The organism is Rhodococcus sp. P4_B6, from assembly GCF_056402215.1.
The window spans coordinates 1-20,220 of sequence record NZ_JBFUHV010000159.1 but is presented as its reverse complement, the minus strand read 5'-3'; the positions used below and the strand labels follow the sequence as shown (position 1 = coordinate 20,220).

The window sequence follows — 20,220 nt, the reverse complement described above, 5'->3', positions numbered from 1 at the left end:
GCCCCGAACTCGTGCGCCCACGCCAGCGGCACCGGCGCGAACGCCTCGTTGACCTCGTAGGCGTCGATGTCGTCGATGCTCAGCCCCGACTTGGCGAGGATCTTCTTCGTCGCCGGGATCGGCGCGGTGAGCATGAAGACCGGGTCGTCACCGGCGACGGCGAACGAGTGGAACCGTGCCCGCGGGGTCAGACCCAGCTTCGACGCCATCTCCTCGCTCATGATCAGTGCCGCGGATGCACCGTCGGTCAGCGGCGACGAGTTTCCCGGGGTGATGTGCCACTGCGCCTCGGGGAACCGGGCCGCGTACTTCTCCGAGTAGAACGACGACTTCAGCCCGGACAGTCCCTCGGCGGTAGTCGTGGCGCGCACCGTCTCGTCGACGGTGTGCGTCACCGTCTCACCGGCGGCGTTGGTCACGTCGATCGGGATGATCTCCTTGGCGAACAACCCCTTCGACGCGGCGTCGGCGGCGCGCTGGTGCGACTGCGCGGAGAACGTGTCGAGGGTGTCGCGGTCGAACTTCCACTTGGCGGCGATCAGTTCCGCGGAAATACCCTGGTTGACAAGGCCTTCGGGGTAGCGGGCGGCGATGCCCGGACCGGACGCGTCCTGCCCGATGGTGGTCGTACCCATCGGAACACGCGACATCGACTCGACACCCGCGGCGATCACGATGTCGTAGGCGCCGGCGATCACGCCCTGCGCCGCGAAGTGCGCCGCCTGCTGGCTGGAGCCGCACTGGCGGTCGACGGTGGTCGCCGGAACCGAATCCGGGAACCCGGCCGACAGAACCGCGGTCCGGGTGATGTTGAGGGCCTGCTCGCCGGCCTGGCCGACACAGCCGCCGATGACGTCGTCGACCAGTACGGGGTCGATGCCGTTCCGTGAGGTGATGGTGCGCAGCACGTGCGCGAGCAGTTCCACCGGGTGCGTACCCGACAGCGCACCGCCGGGTTTGCCTTTACCGGAGGCGAGGCGGACTACGTCCACGATGACAGCGTTGGTCATGATGTTCCCTTTCGAGGAGGAGAAAGTGTGTGCGGCTGCGCCACCCGTGAGTACTTGTTAACCGCCCGCGGTTAACAAGTACTCACGGGTCAGCGGCCCTGCCAGACCGGTTGCCGCTTCTCGGCGAATGCCGTCGGCCCTTCCTTGGCGTCCGCGCTGGTGAAGATGGTGGCGATGGCGGCGGTGTTCGCCTCCCATGCCCGGTCGCCCCAGTCGGGCTCGGTTGCGGTGCGGTGGATCATGGCCTTCGATTCACGCACCGACAGGGGTGCGTTGGCGGCGATCTGCTCGGCGAGTTCGAGCGCGACGTCGAGGGCGGTGCCCGCCGGGGCGACCCGGTTGACGAGGCCCAGTTCCTTGCCCTGCGCCGCGGTGATCGGTTCGCCGGTCAGCGCGATCTCCAGCGCGACCTTCTTGGGGATCTGCTGCTGCAGGCGGATCACGCCGCCCGCGGCGGCGAACAGTCCTCGCTTGACCTCGGGAAGCCCGAGTTTCGCTTCCTCGTCCACGACCGCGAGGTCGCTGGCCAGCACCAGTTCGGTGCCGCCGCCGAGGGCGAAGCCGTTGACCGCGGCGATGGTCGGCTTGCTGATCCAGTGCTGCGCGTATCCGGCGAAGCCCCATTCGGGGTGCCCCTCCGCAGCGATGTTTCCACCGGTGGAGAGTGCCTTGAGGTCGGCGCCGGCGCAGAACGCGCGGCCGGACCCGGTCACCACGACCACCCGTACGTCGGGGTCGTTCTCGGCCTGCTCGAGCAGATTGCCCACGGCGGTCGACAGCGCGCCGTTCACCGCATTGAGCGCCTTGGGGCGGTTCAACGTGATGATGCCGATGCCTCCGCGCCGCTCCCACAGTGCGGCTGCCTCCACCGTCTCGGTCTGTTCTGGCACGTCTCATCCTCCGACTCGGCCTGATTACTGATCGCTCGTTAAAGTTAGTACCACGCCGCCGAGCACACGGTCAATGGCCGACTTTATCTAGCGCCCGTTCAGTAGCGTCTGGTATGGATAGTCAGGGACCGACGGAGGAGATCACCACGTGTATGCCCAGCAACTGACCAGCGCTTCCGGCCCCGCCGGAGTACAGCTCGCCGAGATCGACGAACCCGACGGAACCGGACGCGTCGTCGTCGATCTGCACGCCGCCGGCGTGGCCTTTCCCGACCTGCTGCAGACCACCGGCAGCTATCAGATCGTCCGCGACATGCCCTTCGTGCTGGGACTCGAGGGCGCGGGCGTCGTCCGCAGCGCCCCCGCAGACAGCCGCATCCGGGCAGGACAACGGGTGGCCGTGCTCGCGACGGACGGTGCGTGGCAGCAGACCGTCGCGGTGGAACCCGACTCGGTGTTCCCGCTCCCCGACTCGGTGTCGCTCGAGGCGGGCGCCGGATTCCTGCTGAACTACCTCACCGTGCACTTCGCCCTCGACGAGCGTGCCCGCTACCGCGCAGGCGAGACCGTTCTGGTGCACGGCGCCGCCGGCGGTGTCGGGGTGGCCGCGCTGCAGGTCGCGGCCGCGCTGGGACTCGAGACAATAGCCGTGGTCAGCACGGAGGAGAAGGCCGGCATCGCGAAGGCCAACCGCGCCGACCACGTCGTCCTCGTGGACGGGTGGAAGGACCGGGTCCGCGACCTCACCGACGGCCGCGGCGTCGACATCATCCTCGACCCGGTGGGCGGCGACCGTTTCACCGACAGTCTGCGCAGCCTCGCGCCCAACGGGCGGCTCGTGGTCCTCGGTTTCACCGGCGGCGAGATCCCCACCGTCAAGGTCAATCGGCTTCTGCTGCGTAACATCTCGGTTCTCGGCGCGGGATGGGGCGAGTACGTGCGCACCCATCCCGGTTACACGGGCCGGCAGTGGGCGGCCCTGAGCCCTCTCCTCGAATCCGGCGCGCTCCGGATCACCGAACCCACCGTCTACTCGTTCGAACACGCCGGCGACGCACTGCGGACACTCGAAACCCGTTCCGCCACCGGCAAAATCGCCCTCTCCGTCCGCCCTTCCTGACTAAGGATCCTCATGACCTCCGACATTCCCGGCGTGCACACGACCGTCGACAACGGCGTCCTCCGCGTCACCCTCGACCGCCCGTCCCGCATGAACGCCGTCACCACCGAGTCCCTCGACGCCATCGCCGACGCCTTCGACAAGCACGCCGGTGACGCGGAGGCGCGGGTCGCGATCCTCACCGGCGCCGGCCGCGCCTTCTGCACGGGTGCCGACCTGGGTGGCCTCGACATCTCCGGGCCACCGTCGTCCGCGACGATCGACGCCGCGAACCGCGCGGCGGCCGCGATCCGCGCGTTCCCGCGGCCCGTGATCGGTGCGGTCAACGGTCCCGCGGCGGGTGTCGGGGTCTCGCTCGCCCTGGCCTGCGACCTCACGATCGCCACCGAGTCCAGCTATTTCCTGCTCGCCTTCACGAAGGTCGGTCTGATGCCCGACGGCGGCGCCACCGCGTTGGTCGCCGCGTCGATCGGTCGCGCCCGCGCCCTGAAGATGGCACTCCTGGCCGAACGACTGCCCGCGCGTGAGGCTCTCGCGGCCGGGTTGATCGCCGACGTATACCCCGACGACGAGTTCGCCGCGACCGTCGACGCCCTCGCGCGACGTCTCGCCGACGGACCGTCGGAGGCCTTCCACTTCACCAAGGACGCCGTCAACGACGCGACGCTCATCGAACTCGACAACGCGTTCGCCCGCGAGCGTTCGGGCCAGATCGACCTTCTCGCCGCCGCCGATTTCCAGGAGGGCGTCGCGGYGTTCCTGGAAAAGCGTCCCGCCGTGTTCGGCCGGGCCTGAGGACGTCATCATGACAGCGGACGTCACCGTGACAGCGTCGTCGCACGCTCAGCCGTTCGCCTCGCGGCGGACGCACTGGGCCAATCATGTTGCCCGGCATGCTTTCGCGAAACCCGATGCGGTGGCGCTCCGGTTCCGGGGCGTGTCGACCACCTGGCGTGAACTCGACGACCGCAGCGCGCGGACCGCGGCGGTACTCGCCGCCCGCGGTGTCGCTCGCGGCGACCGCGTCGTGCTGCTGCTCACCAACCGCCCCGAGTTCCTCGAGGTGATGCTCGCCGCGACTCGCCTGGGCGCGATCGCCGTCCCCGTCAATTTCCGGCTGAGTCCCGGCGAGGTGAAGTTCATCGTCGCCGACAGCGACGCCGCCGTCGTGGTCGTCGAGGCTTCACTCGCCGATCTCGCCGCCGAGGTCGACGGCGCCGTGCCGGTGCTCGTGGTCGGCGACGCCCCCGACGACGTGTCGCTCGAGAAGCAGTTGCGCGCCGCCGATCCCGACGTTCCGATCGCGGACGTACCGGAAAACTCGCCTGCCGCCATCATGTACACGTCCGGCACCACCGGGCGTCCGAAGGGCGCGGTGCTGTCGCACCTGAATCTGCAGGCGCAGGCGCTGACCCTCATCCGGGGTTGGCGACTATTCGACACCGAGTCCGAGGTCAACCTGGTCTCGTCGCCGCTGTTCCACATCGCCGCCCTCGGCAGCGTCGGGCCGTTCCTGTTGATCGGCGCGACCGTCGTGATCCATCCGACCGGTGCGTTCGACGCGACCGAACTACTCGACGCGCTCGAGCGCGAGCGGGTGACCAGTGTGTTCATGGTGCCCACCCAGTGGCAGGCCATCCTCGACGACGCCGGCCCCGAGGGCCGGGATCTGGCCCTGCGGGTGCTGGGATGGGGCGCCGCGCCTGCCACCCCGACACTCCTCGACCGGCTGAACGCCGCATTCCCCGACGCCGCGATCGTGGCCTTCTTCGGGCAGACCGAGATGTCGCCGGTGACGTGCATGCTCGACGGCAAGGATGCCGTGCGCAAGATCGGCTCGGTCGGGAAGCCCATCGACACGGTCGCGATGCGCGTGGTCGACGAGACGATGAACGACGTGCCGCAGGGCGAGATCGGTGAGATCGTCTACCGCGGACCGGGACTCATGGAGGGATACTGGCGCAACCCCGAGGCCACCGCGGACGCGTTCGACGGCGGCTGGTTCCACTCCGGCGATCTGGTGCGCGTGGATTCCGAGGGATTCGTGTATGTGGTGGACCGCAAGAAGGACATGATCATCTCGGGCGGGGAGAACATCTACTGCGCCGAGGTCGAGAATGCCCTCGCCGCTCACCCGGACATTCTCGACGTCGCGGTGATCGGGCGGGCCGACGAGCGGTGGGGCGAGGTTCCCGTCGCGGTCGTGGTCCCGCGGGCCGGGGCCGCGCCGGGGGTCGACGCCCTCGCGGACTGGCTCGACGGCCGGGTCGCCCGGTACAAGCGGCCCAGGTTCGTCGAGGTCCTCCCCCAATTGCCCCGCAATGCCAGCGGCAAGGTCGTCAAAGGCGTTCTGCGCGAACAGTTCGGCGCCGTGAGCAGTTAGCCGGCCGGGGGCAGGAGGTGGCGGACCAGGAAGTCGGTCTCGTCCGCGACCACCTGCTCGAACAGTGCATCGAAGTACGGGTCGAAGTGCCCGCCCGGGTATACGTGCACCTCGGCGTCGGGGGTCCTGGCCGCGGCTTTCTGCGCACTGCGGGTGAACGTGACGACGTCGTTGTCTGCGATGGCGAAGAAGACGGGGCAGGCGATCTTCGCGACCGTCCTCGTCGGCCGGTACAGCGCCGCCTGCAACGCCACCCGTCCCGGGGTTTCGTTGCGCCACGTCGAACCGGGCGGATCCATCGCGTGATACCCCGCCTCCGCGTCGGGGGACGTCATGGCCGCGAACGAGCCCGGCGGTCCGACGACGGGGAACATGTGCGGCGGACGGTGTCGCAGTTGGGCGTACCGGTCGCGCAGGTAGGCGACCGCCATGCGGCCGAGCCCGGCCGGCCCGAGTCGCGGGAGGTTGGTCAGTCCGTCGACGTACGGAACCTGCGACACGACCGCGGCCACGCGACGGTCCCGCGCTGCCGTGGTCAGGACGAGTCCGCCGGACAGGGACGTCCCCCAGAGCGCAACCCGGGCGGGGTCGATGTCCGGGCGGGTGCACACGTACGCGAGGGCGCTGTCCCAGTCGTCGAGCTGGCTGCCGATGTCGAGCAGTTGCCGGGGTTCGCCCTCGCTGGCACCGAAGTGGCGGTAGTCGAACACCAGCGCCGCGATTCCCGCGGCCGCGAACCGCGCCGCGAAGGCGTCGAGTCGCTGCTCGCGCACTCCGCTCCAGCCGTGCGCGAGCACCACACAGGCTGCCGGCGTGGGTGTTTCGGCTCGGCAACGGTACAGCCAGGCGGCGCAGCGCTGCCCCCGTGAGGTGAACGAGACGTCCTCGCGGCGGACGTCAGGGCACGACCGACCAGCTTCGACGGGTGTCGGCCGAGGATTCATGGAGGCGCCTCCGAGAGGTGTGGACACCGTTCAGTCTCGGGTCCTTCGGAAACTTGCGACAGGCACCCTAGGGTGACGAATCCGCACCCCAGGGTGGAAGATCAGCTCTCGAGGGCGACTTTCATACGCTCGAGAGTCTGCCGCATCCCGTCCTGCATCAGCCGGTCGCGGTTGCTGCCCAGCACCTTCGATTTCTGCACCAGTCGCACCCACCATACGGGCGTCGCGTAGATCTCCCGGGTCTCGGTAACGAGAGTGCCGGAGCCGGAGGGTTCGAGGTGGTACGTCCAGCGGGCCTTCGGTTCGTCCGCCTCGAACGAGAACCTCTGGTCCGGAACGACATCCACGACGGTGCAGTGCGTCTTCCAGCGCACCGGTCCGTGCCGGTTGGCGCCGACGAACCGCGATCCCACCGTCGCCGGTGTGCCCGATGTCCAGCGCGCGCCGGTGTTCTCGGGACTGAACCGGCCCATGCCCTCGACGTCGGTCACCACACCCCACACTTGGGTGGGCGGAACGTCGATCAGGATTTTCGCGCTGTCCACGTCTAGCGGCCCGGAATCCACTGCAGCGCCTTCACGAAGGGCGGCATGATCTTGGCCCACACCTTCGGCGACAGTCCCCGCGGGCCACCGAGGTTGAGGACGCGGGTGGTGGCGATGGTCTGCGGCTCGGTGTACTTGAGGAGCCCGTCCTCGCCGTGGCGGCGCCCGACGCCGGACACCCCCATGCCGCCCATCGGCGCTCCGGTGCTGCCCCACGCCGGCGCGTAACCCTCGTCGACGTTGACGGTTCCGGCGTGGATCCGTGCGGCGATGGCCTCGCCCTCCGCCTTGGTTCCCGCCCACACGCTCGCGTTCAGGCCGTACTCGGTGTCGTTGGCGCGTTCGACCGCTTCGTCGACGTCGGCGACGGGGTAGATCGAAACCAGCGGTCCGAACGTCTCGTCGCGGTAGCACTCGGCGTCCTCGGGAACACCGGTCAGGACCGTCGGCTCGTAGAACAGGGGTCCGAGGTCGGGGCGTGCCTTGCCGCCCGCCACCACGGTGGCGCCCTTGACGACGGCGTCGTCGACGTGGCTGGACACGGCCTTGACCTGGTCCTCGGACACGAGGCTGCCCATTTCGATGCCGAAGTCGTAGCCGGCGCCGAGCTTCATGTTGCGGACGCGTTCGCCGAACATCCGGGTGAATTCGGGTGCGATGGACTCCTCGACGTAGATGCGCTCGATGGAGATGCACAGCTGCCCGGAGTTGGAGTAGCAGGCACGCACGGCGGCGTCGGTGACCTCACGGAGGTTGGCGCCCGCGGTGACGATCATCGGGTTCTTGCCGCCGAGTTCGGCGGAGAAGCCGATGAGGCGGCGACCGGCCTGCTCGGCGAGGAGCTGACCCGTCGCCGAGGACCCGGTGAACATCAGGTACTCGGTGTTCTCGACGAGGGCGGTGCCGACCACCGAGCCCGGTCCGGGAACGACGGCGAACAGGTCGCGCGGCAGCCCGGCCTGGTACAGCAGGTCGACGCAGGCCAGGGCGCAGTACGGGGTCTGGCTGTCGGGCTTGAGGACGACGGCGTTGCCGGCGAGGAGCGCGGCGACGGCGTCCGACACCGCGAGGGTCATGGGGTAGTTCCACGGCGAGATGACGCCGACGACGCCCTTCGGCTGGTACCGCACGACCGTCTTGGTGAGGCCGGGCAGCATGCCGGAGATGCGGCGGGGACGCAGCAGCTTGGGGGCGACGCGCGCATAGTGGCGGGCGGTCATCGAGATGTCGAGGACCTCCTCCTGCGCGGCGGCGCGGGACTTGCCCGTCTCGGCCTGCGCCATGTCCATCAGGGCGTCGCGGTTCGCGAGCACCAGGTCGCGGTAGCGGTGGAAGATCGCGGCGCGTTCCGTGACGGGACGCGTGGCCCAGTCCTTCTGTGCCACCCGCGCACGTGCGATCGCGTCCTCGGCGTCCTGGGCCGTGCCGACAGGGACGGTGGCCAGTTCCTTGCCCGTGAACGCCTCGACGACGGACCGCGTCGGGCGATCTGCGGCGTCCGGGATGGCGATGAGGTCGGCGAGCCGCGCGAACGTGGCGGCGGTCGGAACAGGCATTTCGTACCCCTACTGGTTAGTAGTTTTCGCGGTTACACATAACTTACCTGTTCGGTGCGCTGTGTCACAGGGGCGCATGGATCAGTGCCGCTCCTCGAGCCCGACCGCCTCCCGCAGCTTCACCTCCGCCTTCTTCAGTTCGGGATCGTCCTGGGCGGAGGAGTCGAGCAGGTCGGCAAGGGCCTCGGCGATGACGTTGAGTTTCTCCTGCAGCGCCTCCGACGAACGCCTGCTCGCGTTCTCGAGCAGCACCACCAGCAGCAGCGTGAACACGGCGCCGACGGTGTGGATGGCGATCTGCCACTCGTGGAGGTCCTTCCACAGCGGAATGCTGACCACCCACAGGACCACGACGCCGGCGCAGATCCCGAAGAACGGCGCCTGGCTGACCCGGAGTTCGATCTGCTCGACGAACTTGTCGAACGTCGACCGCTGATCGGTGCGCTGCTCGCGTGCAGCCTTCGCACTGCGTTCCATCTTCGGAGTCTAGGCTCAGCCACCACTCCCGATATGCCCGTTTCAACTGATATGCCCGTTTCAACACATCACAACGTTGAGCGCGAGACCGCCCGTCGACGTCTCCTTGTACTTGTCGGACATGTCGAGGCCGGTCTGCCGCATCGTCTCGATGACGGTGTCGAGGGAGACGACGTGGCTGCCGTCGCGGTTGAGCGCCATCCGGGCCGCGCTCAGAGCGGTCACCGCCGCGATCCCGTTCCGCTCGATGCAGGGGATCTGCACGAGACCTCCGACCGGGTCGCAGGTGAGACCGAGGTGGTGTTCCATCGCGATCTCGGCGGCGTACTCGACCTGCGCCGGCGTTCCGCCGAGCACCGCGCACAGCGCCCCGGCCGCCATCGCGCACGCCGACCCGACCTCACCCTGGCAGCCTGCCTCCGCGCCCGAGATCGACGCGTTCGCCTTCACCAGCGATCCGATCGCCGTGGCGGTGAGCAGGAACGTCCGCATGTCCACGGCGCCGCCGGCGAGGAACTGCTCGTAGTACCTCCCGACGGCCGGGACGATCCCCGCTGCCCCGTTCGTCGGTGCCGTGACGACGCGACCACCGGCGGCGTTCTCCTCGTTGACGGCCATCGCGTACGTCTGCAGCCAGTCGATCGCATCGTGGGACGCGCCGGTGGACACCAGTCGCCGGTACAGACCCGGTGCCCGGCGCACCACGTCCAGTCCGCCGGGCAGCCTGCCCTCGGTGGCGACGCCGGACTCGATGCACGACACCATCGCCGACCAGATGCGGCCGACCGCTTCCGGCACGCGGTCGGCCCCGATCAGTACTGCCTCGTTCGCGTCCGCGACCTCGGCGATGCTGTTCCCGGTCTCGGCGCAGATCTCGAGCAGCTCACCGGCGGTCGTGAAGGGGAACGGCACGGCGGGCCGGTCGTCGACTGCGGGCGGTCGCGCATTCTCCGGAACGACGAACCCGCCGCCGACCGAGTAGTACACCCGGTCGGCGACGGCGGATCCGGCGCCGTCGACGGCTCGCAGCCGCAATGCGTTGGTGTGCACCGGCATCCGGGTGAGCGGCGCGAACACCACGTCCCGTTCGCGCACGATCACCGGACGCGTCCCGCCGAGGGCCACGGGGGCGCCGTCGCCGAGCCTTCGCCACGCGCCCCGGACGTCGTCGGGATCGCACGTCTCCGGCCGGGCCCCGGCGAGCCCGGCGACGACCGCATCGGGGGTTCCGTGGCCGATGCCGGTCGCCGCCAGCGCCCCGTAGAGAATGCACTCCACCTTCTCGACCCGGTCGAGCCGACCGGCCGCGTGCAGTTCGTCGACGAAGTCCGCCGCCGCCCGCATCGGGCCGACGGTGTGGGAGCTGCTGGGCCCGATCCCGAGGGAGAACAGTTCCGTCAGGGAGACGTACGCGCTCATGCCCAGTTCGCGGTCCGGGTGAATCCCTCCGGGCGTTCCGCCTGCAGCCGGAGCAGCTCACCGCGGACCCCGGCGTCCAGTGCGACGTCGAGGACCGTCCATGCCAGCGCCGTCGCACCGTCGATGATCGCCGTGTCCGCGGCAGGAGTCGCCGCGGCGTCCGCGAAGTCGGCGTTGTGCGGGATCGCGGTGCTCCCGAGGACGGCGATCCCGGGGTGGATGGACGGCACGACCTGGGACACGTTGCCCATGTCGCTGGACCCGCCGCCCAGTGCGGCCGACGTCAGTTCGCGGCCGGTGGCCTGCAGGTTCCGGTCCCAGATGTCCGCGAGCACCGGATTCTGCACCATCGGCGCGTACGGCGGTTCCGTCGCCTCGTAAGTCCACTCGCATCCGGTCGCAATCRCACCCGCTTCGAAGCAGGCGAGCACGCGTGCCTTCACCTCGCGCCACTCGTCGATCTCCGGTGCCCGCACCTCTACCTGCACGACCGTCCGGGCCGGGATGATGTTGGTGACGTCGCCGCCGTGCGAGACGAACGCGTTGACGCGGGTCTTCGCCCGGAACTGCTGGCGGACCAGCCCGATGGCGTTCAGCGCGATCGTCGCGGCGGCTCCGGCGTTGATCCCGTGCTCGGGTGCGCCGGCGGCGTGTGCGGCGCGGCCGGTGAACGTGACCTCGAACCGGTCGACCGCCTGCATCCACAGTGAGGCGCAGGGCATGTCCGTGCCCGACGTGCCGTGGACCATCAGCGACAGCGCCGCGTCCTCCCACGCGCCGGCTTCGAGCATGGGAATCTTGCCGCCGCCGTGCTCCTCGGCGGGTGTGCCCAGCAGTTTGATCCGGAGTCCGGCCTCGTCGGCGACGGCCGCGAGCGCGAGTGCGGTGCCGACCCCGGCGGCCGCGATCATGTTGTGCCCGCATGCGTGTCCGACCTCGGGCAGTGCGTCGTACTCGGCGCAGATCGCGACGGTGAGGTCGCCGCTTCCGTAGGTCGCCTCGACGGCCGTGTCGAGTCCGTAGACGCCGACGGTGGTATCGAAGCCGGCGTTCCGGAGCGTGTCCCCGACGAGCGCGGCCGCGCGGTGCTCCTCGAACGCGATCTCGGGGGTGTCGTGAATACGATGGCTGAGCTCGAGCAGTTTCTGCTCGTTGTTCCGGATGATCTGCGCCGCAGCGTCCTTCAGCGCGCCCGTGCGCGCATCGGTGGTGTCGCGTGCGGAGGTGGCGAGAGTCATGAGCGGGTGCCTTCCTGGTGGGTATGAATGACGGTCACTGCGCGACGGCGACGGCGTCGCGCAGAGGCGGCGCGACGATCCCGTCGGGAAGCGGTGAGTCGTAGTGAGTTTGCGTCGTGCGGGTGCTGAATTCCTTGCGCGCCGACGCCAGCAGTTCGGCGTCCGTCAGGAGGTCCACGGCGGTCGAGGCCATGATCTTCGCGGCGTGGATCATCCCCTTGTGCGCGGCGGGCAGCTTGCCCTGCGCGACCATCTGCCACGAGTGGGCGGCCGTGCCGACACCGACGCACGCGGTGGCGCACTGCACGAGCGGCGTCACCCAGCTGACGTCGCCGAGGTCGCTGGATCCGGTCATCGTCGGGCGCAGCGAGCGCGCGTCGAACGTGACGATCCCGGTGTGCAGAGCGCCTCCGTCGCCATCGAATTCACCGCCGAGCGTGCTCGCCGTGCGTCCCGAAGCCGTCTTGGTAATGAACGCCTCCGCGGTCGCGAGATCGGTGACGTCGAAGGGCACCGGCCCGAGCTCGCGGAGCCGCTCCTGCATCGAATCCTCGAGGACGACGTTGGGCAGGATGTCCGAGCAGCCGCCGTCGACCTCGATCTCGACCGTCGTCTCCGTCATCAGGGCGGCGCCTTCGGCGATCTTCGTCACGCGGGCGAACAGCTCGCGCATGCCGGCCACGTCGGGCGAGCGCACCAGGTAGTAGGCCTCGGCGGACGCCTGCACGACATTCGGCGAGCGGCCTCCGGTGTCGAGGATCGCGTAGTGGATCCGGCAGTCCGAGGGCATGTGCTCACGGAGGAAGTTCGTGCCCACGTTCATCAGTTCGAGTGCGTCGAGTGCGCTGCGGCCACGTTCAGGAGACACTCCGGCGTGCGCGGCGATGCCGGTGAACCGGACGTACGCCTGGACATACGCGAGCGTCCGGATCCGTTGCACGGTGGTGGTGTCGCCGGGATGCCAGGACACGGCGGCATCGACGTCGTCGAAGGCACCTTCCTTGACCATGAACGTCTTTCCGGCGGCTGCTTCCTCCGCGGGACAGCCGTAGTAGCGGACGGTTCCGGGCAGGCCGTTCGCGTCGAGGTAGCGTTTGACCGCGGTCGCGGCGAGGAGGGAGCCGCCGCCGAGCAGGTGGTGGCCGCAGCCTTGTCCGTTGCCGGACTCGTTGCCGGGTTCCGGCTCCGGCACAGCACTTCCCGACTTCTGGCTCAGCCCGGCGAGGGCGTCGTACTCACCGACGATGGCGATCACCGGTTGACCGCTGCCCGCTTCCGCGCTGAATGCGGTCGGGATTCCCGCCACCGACCGGGTGACGGTGAAGCCCTCCGCCTCGGCAGCAGCGATCTGCGCATCGACGGACGCGTGCTCTTCCCAACGCAATTCGGGGTTGTCCCAGATGGCATCGCTCAACGCGGCGTACTGCGGGCCGAGCTCGTCGATGGTGCCGAGGAGTTGTGGATCGACAGACACTTCGATGTCCTTTCGTTCGGTGTCACGGGTTGTCAGGCGTGTACTTGCTCGCCGTCGGCGAGGGTGGGCTTGTCGTTCTCGGTGGTCGTCGCGGAAGACCGGAGTTTGCGCGCCAGGATGGCCGTGACGACGCACAGTGCCGCGCAGACTGCCCAGACCACGTGATAGGCGCTCGCGGAGGGGATCTGCTTGCCGCCGGCGGTGAGTGCCGGGGTGACCATCGACGACATCACGAGCGCGAACACGGCGCCGGACACGGCGCCCGCCGCGGTGCGGGACGTGTTGTAGAGGCCGGACGCGATGCCGACCGAATCCGGCGGCGCCTGCTGCACGATGACGGTGGGCAGCACCCCGACCACCACTCCGCCGCCGAGGCCCGCGACGACGAGCCACAGGGCGAACAGTGGGGCGCTCCCCGGGACGACGATCATCAGTCCGTAGGCCGCCGCCGAGAGCAGCGCACCGAGCGCGAGGGATCCGGGGACGGTGAGGGCGGATCGGGCGAGCCGGTCGCTGACGGACGCGCCGACGAACATCGCGAGCGCGAACAGCGCCAGGATCAGTCCGGTCACGGACGCGGTGACACCCATCCCGTAGCCGTTCGTCTCCGGCACGGCACGGAGGAAGAGGGCGCAGGGGGTCTGGACACCGAACAACTGGGCGCCGAACAGCAACGCCATCAGCATCGGTACCCGCATCCCTCGTCCGATGACGTCGAGGTCCACGAGGGGGTGCTGGACGCGTCGTTCCACGAACACCCACACGACGAGAACCGCGGCCCCGACGCCGATGGCCGACCACGTCAGCGCGCTCGTCCAACCCCAGGTGCTCGCGTTGGACACACCGCCGAGCACGCCGAGCAGTCCGACCGTGAGCAGGACCGCACCGGCCCAGTCGACTGTTCCTTCCTTACGTACCGTCGTCTCCGGGACGAGGAAGTACACGACGGGCAGGCAGATCGTCATGAGCACGGCGGGGACGAGCAGGACCAGCCCGACATTGTCGACGACGGAGTCGAGGAGGAATCCCGAGAGCAGGCCGCCGACGGCGGCGCCCAGCGTCAGTGACCCGACGAGCCGGCCGATGCTCCGGCCGGCCGTGGCCGCGTTTCGGTCCCGCACGATCGCGAATTCGAGCGGCAGGAACGCCGCGAGCGGTGCTTGCAGCGCCCGGCCGACGAGCAGCAGTTCGTAGGACGGCGCGAACGCGACGAGGTACGAACCGAACGCGACGGAAGCGGTGGCGAGAACGAGAAGGCGTTTGTGCCCGAAGAGGTCCCCCAGTTTGGCGATCAGCGGCACGCAGGCGGCCGTTCCCAGCAGGTACATGGCGCTCACCCAGTTCAATGCGGCGGACGACGCGTCGAAGCGTTCGCCGATGGCGGGCAGCAGCGGGGAGAACCACCCCTGCAGCAACCCGCTCGCGAACTCCATGACCACGAGGAACCCGACCGCTGCGGTGGCAGCGTCGCCTCCCCGGATGTKGGGCGAAGAACTCATGTCGACTCCAAGAGGACGAGTGGAAAGTGACTCATGGAAGAGTGCCGCCGCGTGAATTCCGTCGTGTAAATTTGCAGCATTATCGGCATCGAAGGGCAAACCATGCAGGATTACGAGCCAGATGACGTCGACTTCGCACTCATCCATGCACTGCAAATCGAGCCACGGGCATCGTGGAAGGCGCTCGCGCCCGCATTGGCCGTCGACCCCGTGACGTTGTCGAGGCGCTATCAGCGGCTCCTCAACGCCGGCCTGATCTGGATCACCGGATACGACCCCGGGACGCCCGGGCGCGGCGCGCTGATCGAAATCGAATGCGCACCCGGACAATCCGTCTCCACTGCGGAGGCCATCTCCGAAGATCCGATGGTCGCGAGTATCGATTTCACGGCGGGCGGACGCGACCTGCTGCTCACCCTGATGGCAGAGGATTCGGTGGACACGTCACGATTCCTGCTCCACCGCCTCGGGGAGTATCCGGCGATCCGGCGAGCCCGGACGCACCTCATCACGGAGGTGCTCTTCGAGGCCGGGAACTGGCGGCTCCGGACGCTGTCGGCGGAGCAGGTCGCCAAGGTTCCCGCAGCCCGACCGCCGCGTCCCCGCGCAGCGCGGACGGTCGCACCCGGCCTCAAGCGCCTGATCCATCACGAACTGGGAATCGACGGCCGCGCACCGACCACGGCGATCGCGGAACGCGCAGGCGTCAGCAATCAGCGCATCACCGACGCGATCGCGACGATGCGGCGGGACGGCTCTCTCCGACTGCGCACCGATGTCGCCCGGACCTACTCGGAGTGGCCGATCTATGCCTGGTACTTCATGCAGGTTCCCGCGCCCCTCGTCGAGCGACTGAGGACCTCGCTGGGCAAGATCGAGGAAGTGCGGTTGGCGGTGCTCGTGGCCAGCGAATACAACCTGATCATGGCAGTCTGGTTGCGCACCCTCAACGACGTTCACCGGTTCGAACTGCTCCTGGAGAAGCTCCTGCCCGGGTCGCGAGTGGCGGACCGATCGGTGGTCATGCAGATCGGCAAACACCTCGGTCACATCCTGGACGACCGCGGACGCGCGACGGGCCCGGTGGTGTCCATGATTCCGCCCGACCCGACGTGACCGCGGGCCCCAATTCTCAGACGGTCCTCAGAGGAATCACAACTCGTACCCCTAACGTGTCCCCGGCATACCCACCGACACTGGAGGACTTGTCATGAACGTTTCACGAGCACGTCTGCGCCTCGGCATCGCAGCGGCCGGCGCCCTCGCCGCCGCCGCGCTGGTACCGGGGATCGCCTCCGCGGATCCGGCCGACACCGACTCCGCCCGCCTCGTGAATAGCACCTGCAGCTTCGCCCAGATCGATGCGGCGATGCACGACGTGACCCCGCAGCTCGCCGCGCGCCTGGATCAGGCACCCGAGCGCAAGGCTCAGCTGGCGGACTTCTTCTCGAAGTCCCCTGCCGATCGTCAGGCCGTCCTCGATTCGCACCCGCAGCTGAAGAGCCGGCTGGAGACCGTTCCAACCGAGGGACCGGCTGTCGAGTGGCGCGCGAAGGCACTGACGATCGCCGAGACCTGCGGCAACTACTGACGGACGCCAGTCACGGTCGACAGAGAACGTGCCGCAACGGTTTTCGCTTTGCCGTCGGCCAAAAGTGTTGTGAAATGCCGAAAGCCCCCCAACAWGGTTGGGGGGCTTTCGGTAACGGATGTTCGGCGGTGTCCTACTCTCCCACACCCTGTCGGGTGCAGTACCATCGGCGCTGGAGGGCTTAGCTTCCGGGTTCGGAATGGGACCGGGCGTTTCCCCTCCGCTATGGCCGCCGTAACTCTATGAAACTGTCACACGGAACATCAGCGAAGACACAACCACACATCGTTGGACCGATGGTGGTGGTTCTTCTTCTTCAGTTCCGAAACGTGTGTTGTTTCAGATACTGCACAGTGGACGCGTAGCTTCTTTGTGGTAAGTCCTCGGCCTATTAGTACCAGTCACCTGCATCCGTTACCGGACTTCCAGTTCTGGCCTATCAACCCGGTGGTCTGCCGGGGGCCTTACCCCCTCGAGGGGGTGAGAAACCTCATCTTGGAACAGGCTTCCCGCTTAGATGCTTTCAGCGGTTATCCCTTCCGAACGTAGCTAACCAGCGGTGCTCCTGGTGGAACAACTGGCACACCAGAGGTTCGTCCGTCCCGGTCCTCTCGTACTAGGGACAGCCTTCCTCAAGTTTCTAACGCGCGCGGCGGATAGAGACCGAACTGTCTCACGACGTTCTAAACCCAGCTCGCGTGCCGCTTTAATGGGCGAACAGCCCAACCCTTGGGACCTACTCCAGCCCCAGGATGCGACGAGCCGACATCGAGGTGCCAAACCATCCCGTCGATATGGACTCTTGGGGAAGATCAGCCTGTTATCCCCGGGGTACCTTTTATCCGTTGAGCGACACCGCTTCCACTTGCCGGTGCCGGATCACTAGTCCCGACTTTCGTCCCTGCTCGACCTGTCAGTCTCACAGTCAAGCTCCCTTGTGCACTTGCACTCGACACCTGATTGCCAACCAGGCTGAGGGAACCTTTGGGCGCCTCCGTTACATTTTGGGAGGCAACCGCCCCAGTTAAACTACCCACCAGGCACTGTCCCTGAACCAGATCATGGTCCGAGGTTAGAGGTCCAATACGATCAGAGTGGTATTTCAACAACGACTCCACACTCACTGGCGTGAGCGCTTCACAGTCTCCCACCTATCCTACACAAACCGAACCGAACACCAATACCAAGCTGTAGTGAAGGTCCCGGGGTCTTTTCGTCCTGCCGCGCGTAACGAGCATCTTTACTCGTAATGCAATTTCGCCGAGTCTATGGTTGAGACAGCTGAGAAGTCGTTACGCCATTCGTGCAGGTCGGAACTTACCCGACAAGGAATTTCGCTACCTTAGGATGGTTATAGTTACCACCGCCGTTTACTGGGGCTTAAATTCTCAGCTTCGCCACCGAAGTGGCTAACCGGTCCTCTTAACCTTCCAGCACCGGGCAGGCGTCAGTCCGTATACATCGTCTTACGACTTCGCACGGACCTGTGTTTTTAGTAAACAGTCGCTTCTCACTGGTCTCTGCGGCCCCACCCAGCTCACACTGCAAGAGTGATCACCGGACGAGGCCCCCCTTCTCCCGAAGTTACGGGGGCATTTTGCCGAGTTCCTTAACCATAGTTATCTCGATCGCCTTAGTATTCTCTACCTGACCACCTGTGTCGGTTTGGGGTACGGGCCGTGTGAAAGCTCGCTAGAGGCTTTTCTCGGCAGCATAGGATCACTGAATTCGCCTCATTCGGCTATGCGTCACCTCTCAGGCTGTGTGAATGGCGGATTTGCCTACCATTCGCCCTACAGGCTTACACCAGTATTACCACTGACTGGCTCAGCTACCTTCCTGCGTCACCCCATCGCTTGGCTACTACCAGATCAGGTCCCATGCATCCACATCCAGGGCCCCCGAAGGGACGTAAGGACGCTTCAGGATGGTTAGTATCACTGATTCACCAGGGGCGCGTTCACACGGGTACGGGAATATCAACCCGTTGTCCATCGGCTACGCCTGTCGGCCTCGTCTTAGGTCCCGACTCACCCTGGGCGGATTAACCTGGCCCAGGAACCCTTGGTCATTCGGCGGACGAGTTTCTCACTCGTCTTTCGCTACTCATGCCTGCATTCTCACTCGTGTGGCCTCCACGGCTGGGTCACCCCGCCGCTTCCATGGCCACACGACGCTCCCCTACCCATCCACACCACTGCCCACGACTCCGCAGAATCGCAGGGGTGCATTGTGTGAATGCCGCAGCTTCGGTGGTGTACTTGAGCCCCGCTACATTGTCGGCGCAGGATCACTTGACCAGTGAGCTATTACGCACTCTTTCAAGGGTGGCTGCTTCTAAGCCAACCTCCTGGTTGTCTTCGCGACCCCACATCCTTTTCCACTTAGTACACGCTTAGGGACCTTAGCTGGCGATCTGGGCTGTTTCCCTCTCGACTACGAACCTTATCGCCCGCAGTCTCACTGCCGCGCTCTCACTCACCGGCATTCGGAGTTTGGCTGATTTCGGTAAGCTTGTGGGCCCCCTAGACCATCCAGTAGCTCTACCTCCGGTGAGAAACACGCGACGCTGCACCTAAATGCATTTCGGGGAGAACCAGCTATCACGGAGTTTGATTGGCCTTTCACCCCTACCCACAGCTCATCCCCTCAGTTTTCAACCTAAGTGGGTTCGGTCCTCCACGACGTCTTACCGTCGCTTCAACCTGGCCATGGGTAGATCACTCCGCTTCGGGTCTAGAACATGCCACTAAAACGCCCTATTCGGACTCGCTTTCGCTACGGCTACCCCACACGGGTTAACCTCGCGACATGCCACTAACTCGCAGGCTCATTCTTCAAAAGGCACGCCATCACCCCCAGTGACAAGTCACTCGAAGGCTTTGACGGATTGTAAGCGCACGGTTTCAGGTACTATTTCACTCCCCTCCCGGGGTACTTTTCACCTTTCCCTCACGGTACTAGTCCGCTATCGGTCACCAGGGAGTATTCAGGCTTATCGGGTGGTCCCGACAGATTCACACCAGATTTCACGGGCCCGGTGCTACTTGGGTTTCCATCACGACAGTCATCATGTTTTCGTGTACGGGACTCTCACCCTCTACGACAGGCCGTTCCAGACCACTTCCACTAACACAATGATTTCTTACTGTCGGCCAACACGGCAGCATTGACAAGATGAACCCCACAACCCCACGAATGCAACACCTGCCGGCTATCACACATCCATGGTTTAGCCTCTTCCGCTTTCGCTCGCCACTACTCACGGAATCACTATTGTTTTCTCTTCCTGTGGGTACTGAGATGTTTCACTTCCCCACGTTCCCTCCACACACCCTATATATTCAGGTGCGGGTAACACGACATCACTCGTGCTGGGTTTCCCCATTCGGACATCCTCGGATCTCAGCTCGGTTGACAGCTCCCCGAGGCTTATCGCAGCCTCCTACGTCCTTCATCGGCTCCTGGTGCCAAGGCATCCACCGTACGCTCTTCATTACTTACAACAAAGATGCTCGCGTCCACTGTGCAGTTCTCAAACAACACACAACCAACCATGTTCTTGTCGCCACCGAACACCGGAAAAACCCGGCCGGTATGACCACCATGATCGCTTGTCGTTCTTACCTGGAAAAAAACACTTGCGTGTTCTCTCAGGACCCAACAGTGCATCGATATATCACCCGCCGGCCGATCATCAGATCGACCGATACGCGGGAAAATGTGTCAGTGTTCCACCCATGAGCGTCTGCCGTTCCACATGTGGGAACGAAACAGTCTCTGCCAGAGGAGAAATCAACCTGTGTTGATCCCCTACTGGAGATGTGCTCCTTAGAAAGGAGGTGATCCAGCCGCACCTTCCGGTACGGCTACCTTGTTACGACTTCGTCCCAATCGCCGATCCCACCTTCGACGGCTCCCTCCCACAAGGGGTTAGGCCACCGGCTTCGGGTGTTACCGACTTTCATGACGTGACGGGCGGTGTGTACAAGGCCCGGGAACGTATTCACCGCAGCGTTGCTGATCTGCGATTACTAGCGACTCCGACTTCACGGGGTCGAGTTGCAGACCCCG

At 66.3% G+C, this 20,220-nt stretch carries 15 protein-coding genes and 3 rRNA genes; 5 read left to right on the top strand and 13 right to left on the bottom strand.

Annotated features, from left to right (window positions below; all coding sequences use genetic code 11):
• Together AC1DWT_RS40635 and AC1DWT_RS40630 are read right to left on the bottom strand one after the other, a co-directional pair.
• On the bottom strand, nucleotides 1-1,010 hold a 1,010-nt coding region (locus tag AC1DWT_RS40635), incomplete at its 3' end, for a thiolase family protein (RefSeq protein ID WP_477924959.1).
• 89 nt (nucleotides 1,011-1,099) lie between these two features.
• The gene (locus AC1DWT_RS40630; RefSeq protein WP_206014325.1) at nucleotides 1,100-1,900 is read right to left on the bottom strand and encodes a crotonase/enoyl-CoA hydratase family protein; all 801 of its coding nucleotides are present in this window, start codon (nucleotides 1,898-1,900) and stop codon (nucleotides 1,100-1,102) included.
• A 148-nt stretch (nucleotides 1,901-2,048) separates the two neighbouring features.
• Here AC1DWT_RS40630 and AC1DWT_RS40625 point away from each other — a divergent pair, with 148 nt between their 5' ends.
• The 3 genes from AC1DWT_RS40625 to AC1DWT_RS40615 are packed head-to-tail and all read left to right on the top strand — an operon-like array spanning nucleotide 2,049 to nucleotide 5,403.
• Complete coding sequence (locus AC1DWT_RS40625) at nucleotides 2,049-3,020, top strand: NADPH:quinone oxidoreductase family protein (RefSeq protein ID WP_477924956.1); 972 nt, start codon at nucleotides 2,049-2,051, stop codon at nucleotides 3,018-3,020.
• A gap of 12 nt (nucleotides 3,021-3,032) precedes the next feature.
• Nucleotides 3,033-3,815: an enoyl-CoA hydratase gene (locus AC1DWT_RS40620; protein WP_477924955.1), complete on the top strand. Its 783-nt coding sequence runs from the start codon at nucleotides 3,033-3,035 to the stop codon at nucleotides 3,813-3,815.
• Nucleotides 3,816-3,825: 10 nt separating this feature from the next.
• Nucleotides 3,826-5,403, top strand: a complete 1,578-nt coding sequence (locus AC1DWT_RS40615) for a long-chain-fatty-acid--CoA ligase (RefSeq protein ID WP_477924953.1) — start codon at nucleotides 3,826-3,828, stop codon at nucleotides 5,401-5,403.
• Here AC1DWT_RS40615 and AC1DWT_RS40610 read toward each other — a convergent pair.
• From AC1DWT_RS40610 to AC1DWT_RS40575, 8 genes are all read right to left on the bottom strand, one after another.
• Nucleotides 5,400-6,347: an alpha/beta hydrolase gene (locus AC1DWT_RS40610; protein ID WP_477924952.1), complete on the bottom strand. Its 948-nt coding sequence runs from the start codon at nucleotides 6,345-6,347 to the stop codon at nucleotides 5,400-5,402. The genes AC1DWT_RS40615 and AC1DWT_RS40610 overlap by 4 nt on opposite strands.
• A gap of 101 nt (nucleotides 6,348-6,448) precedes the next feature.
• Nucleotides 6,449-6,892, bottom strand: coding sequence for an SRPBCC family protein (locus tag AC1DWT_RS40605; protein WP_095862765.1), 444 nt, complete (start codon nucleotides 6,890-6,892; stop codon nucleotides 6,449-6,451).
• A gap of 2 nt (nucleotides 6,893-6,894) precedes the next feature.
• Nucleotides 6,895-8,448 (bottom strand): succinic semialdehyde dehydrogenase, encoded by a 1,554-nt coding sequence (locus AC1DWT_RS40600; RefSeq protein WP_072949243.1) that lies wholly within the window; start codon nucleotides 8,446-8,448, stop codon nucleotides 6,895-6,897.
• Between the two features lie 81 nt (nucleotides 8,449-8,529).
• Nucleotides 8,530-8,925: a low affinity iron permease family protein gene (locus AC1DWT_RS40595; RefSeq protein WP_072949245.1), complete on the bottom strand. Its 396-nt coding sequence runs from the start codon at nucleotides 8,923-8,925 to the stop codon at nucleotides 8,530-8,532.
• 60 nt (nucleotides 8,926-8,985) lie between these two features.
• On the bottom strand, nucleotides 8,986-10,344 hold the full coding sequence (locus AC1DWT_RS40590; RefSeq protein WP_477924950.1) for an L-serine ammonia-lyase: 1,359 nt from the start codon (nucleotides 10,342-10,344) through the stop codon (nucleotides 8,986-8,988).
• Nucleotides 10,341-11,582 carry an amidohydrolase gene (locus tag AC1DWT_RS40585; RefSeq protein WP_477924948.1) on the bottom strand — a complete coding sequence of 414 codons (1,242 nt, stop codon included), beginning with the start codon at nucleotides 11,580-11,582 and terminating at the stop codon, nucleotides 10,341-10,343. The genes AC1DWT_RS40590 and AC1DWT_RS40585 overlap by 4 nt, the downstream gene beginning before the upstream one ends.
• Before the next feature lie 34 nt (nucleotides 11,583-11,616).
• On the bottom strand, nucleotides 11,617-13,056 hold the full coding sequence (locus tag AC1DWT_RS40580; RefSeq protein WP_477924946.1) for an amidohydrolase: 1,440 nt from the start codon (nucleotides 13,054-13,056) through the stop codon (nucleotides 11,617-11,619).
• A gap of 32 nt (nucleotides 13,057-13,088) precedes the next feature.
• Complete coding sequence (locus AC1DWT_RS40575; protein WP_477924945.1) at nucleotides 13,089-14,555, bottom strand: MFS transporter; 1,467 nt, start codon at nucleotides 14,553-14,555, stop codon at nucleotides 13,089-13,091.
• 102 nt (nucleotides 14,556-14,657) lie between these two features.
• Here AC1DWT_RS40575 and AC1DWT_RS40570 point away from each other — a divergent pair, with 102 nt between their 5' ends.
• On the top strand, nucleotides 14,658-15,671 hold the full coding sequence (locus AC1DWT_RS40570) for an Lrp/AsnC family transcriptional regulator (protein WP_095862758.1): 1,014 nt from the start codon (nucleotides 14,658-14,660) through the stop codon (nucleotides 15,669-15,671).
• Nucleotides 15,672-15,765: 94 nt separating this feature from the next.
• The gene (locus tag AC1DWT_RS40565; RefSeq protein ID WP_095862757.1) at nucleotides 15,766-16,146 is read left to right on the top strand and encodes a hemophore-related protein; all 381 of its coding nucleotides are present in this window, start codon (nucleotides 15,766-15,768) and stop codon (nucleotides 16,144-16,146) included.
• Between the two features lie 120 nt (nucleotides 16,147-16,266).
• On the opposite strand, the gene rrf is transcribed toward AC1DWT_RS40565, so the two are convergent.
• The 3 genes from rrf to AC1DWT_RS40550 form a co-directional block, all read right to left on the bottom strand.
• Nucleotides 16,267-16,383 (bottom strand): 5S ribosomal RNA (rrf, locus tag AC1DWT_RS40560).
• 134 nt (nucleotides 16,384-16,517) lie between these two features.
• Nucleotides 16,518-19,652 (bottom strand): 23S ribosomal RNA (locus AC1DWT_RS40555).
• Between the two features lie 329 nt (nucleotides 19,653-19,981).
• Nucleotides 19,982-20,220 (bottom strand): 16S ribosomal RNA (locus AC1DWT_RS40550); the annotation flags it as partial.

What these genes read in the sequence shown, in the direction of transcription:
- AC1DWT_RS40615 (WP_477924953.1), top strand. Translation starts at nt 3,826, where the DNA reads ATGACAGCGGACGTCACCGTGACAGCGTCGTCGCACGCTCAGCCGTTC.
- AC1DWT_RS40600 (WP_072949243.1), bottom strand. Translation starts at nt 8,448, where the DNA reads ATGCCTGTTCCGACCGCCGCCACGTTCGCGCGGCTCGCCGACCTCATC.
- AC1DWT_RS40565 (WP_095862757.1), top strand. Translation starts at nt 15,766, where the DNA reads ATGAACGTTTCACGAGCACGTCTGCGCCTCGGCATCGCAGCGGCCGGC.
- AC1DWT_RS40570 (WP_095862758.1), top strand. Translation starts at nt 14,658, where the DNA reads ATGCAGGATTACGAGCCAGATGACGTCGACTTCGCACTCATCCATGCA.
- AC1DWT_RS40595 (WP_072949245.1), bottom strand. Translation starts at nt 8,925, where the DNA reads ATGGAACGCAGTGCGAAGGCTGCACGCGAGCAGCGCACCGATCAGCGG.
- AC1DWT_RS40610 (WP_477924952.1), bottom strand. Translation starts at nt 6,347, where the DNA reads ATGAATCCTCGGCCGACACCCGTCGAAGCTGGTCGGTCGTGCCCTGAC.
- AC1DWT_RS40590 (WP_477924950.1), bottom strand. Translation starts at nt 10,344, where the DNA reads ATGAGCGCGTACGTCTCCCTGACGGAACTGTTCTCCCTCGGGATCGGG.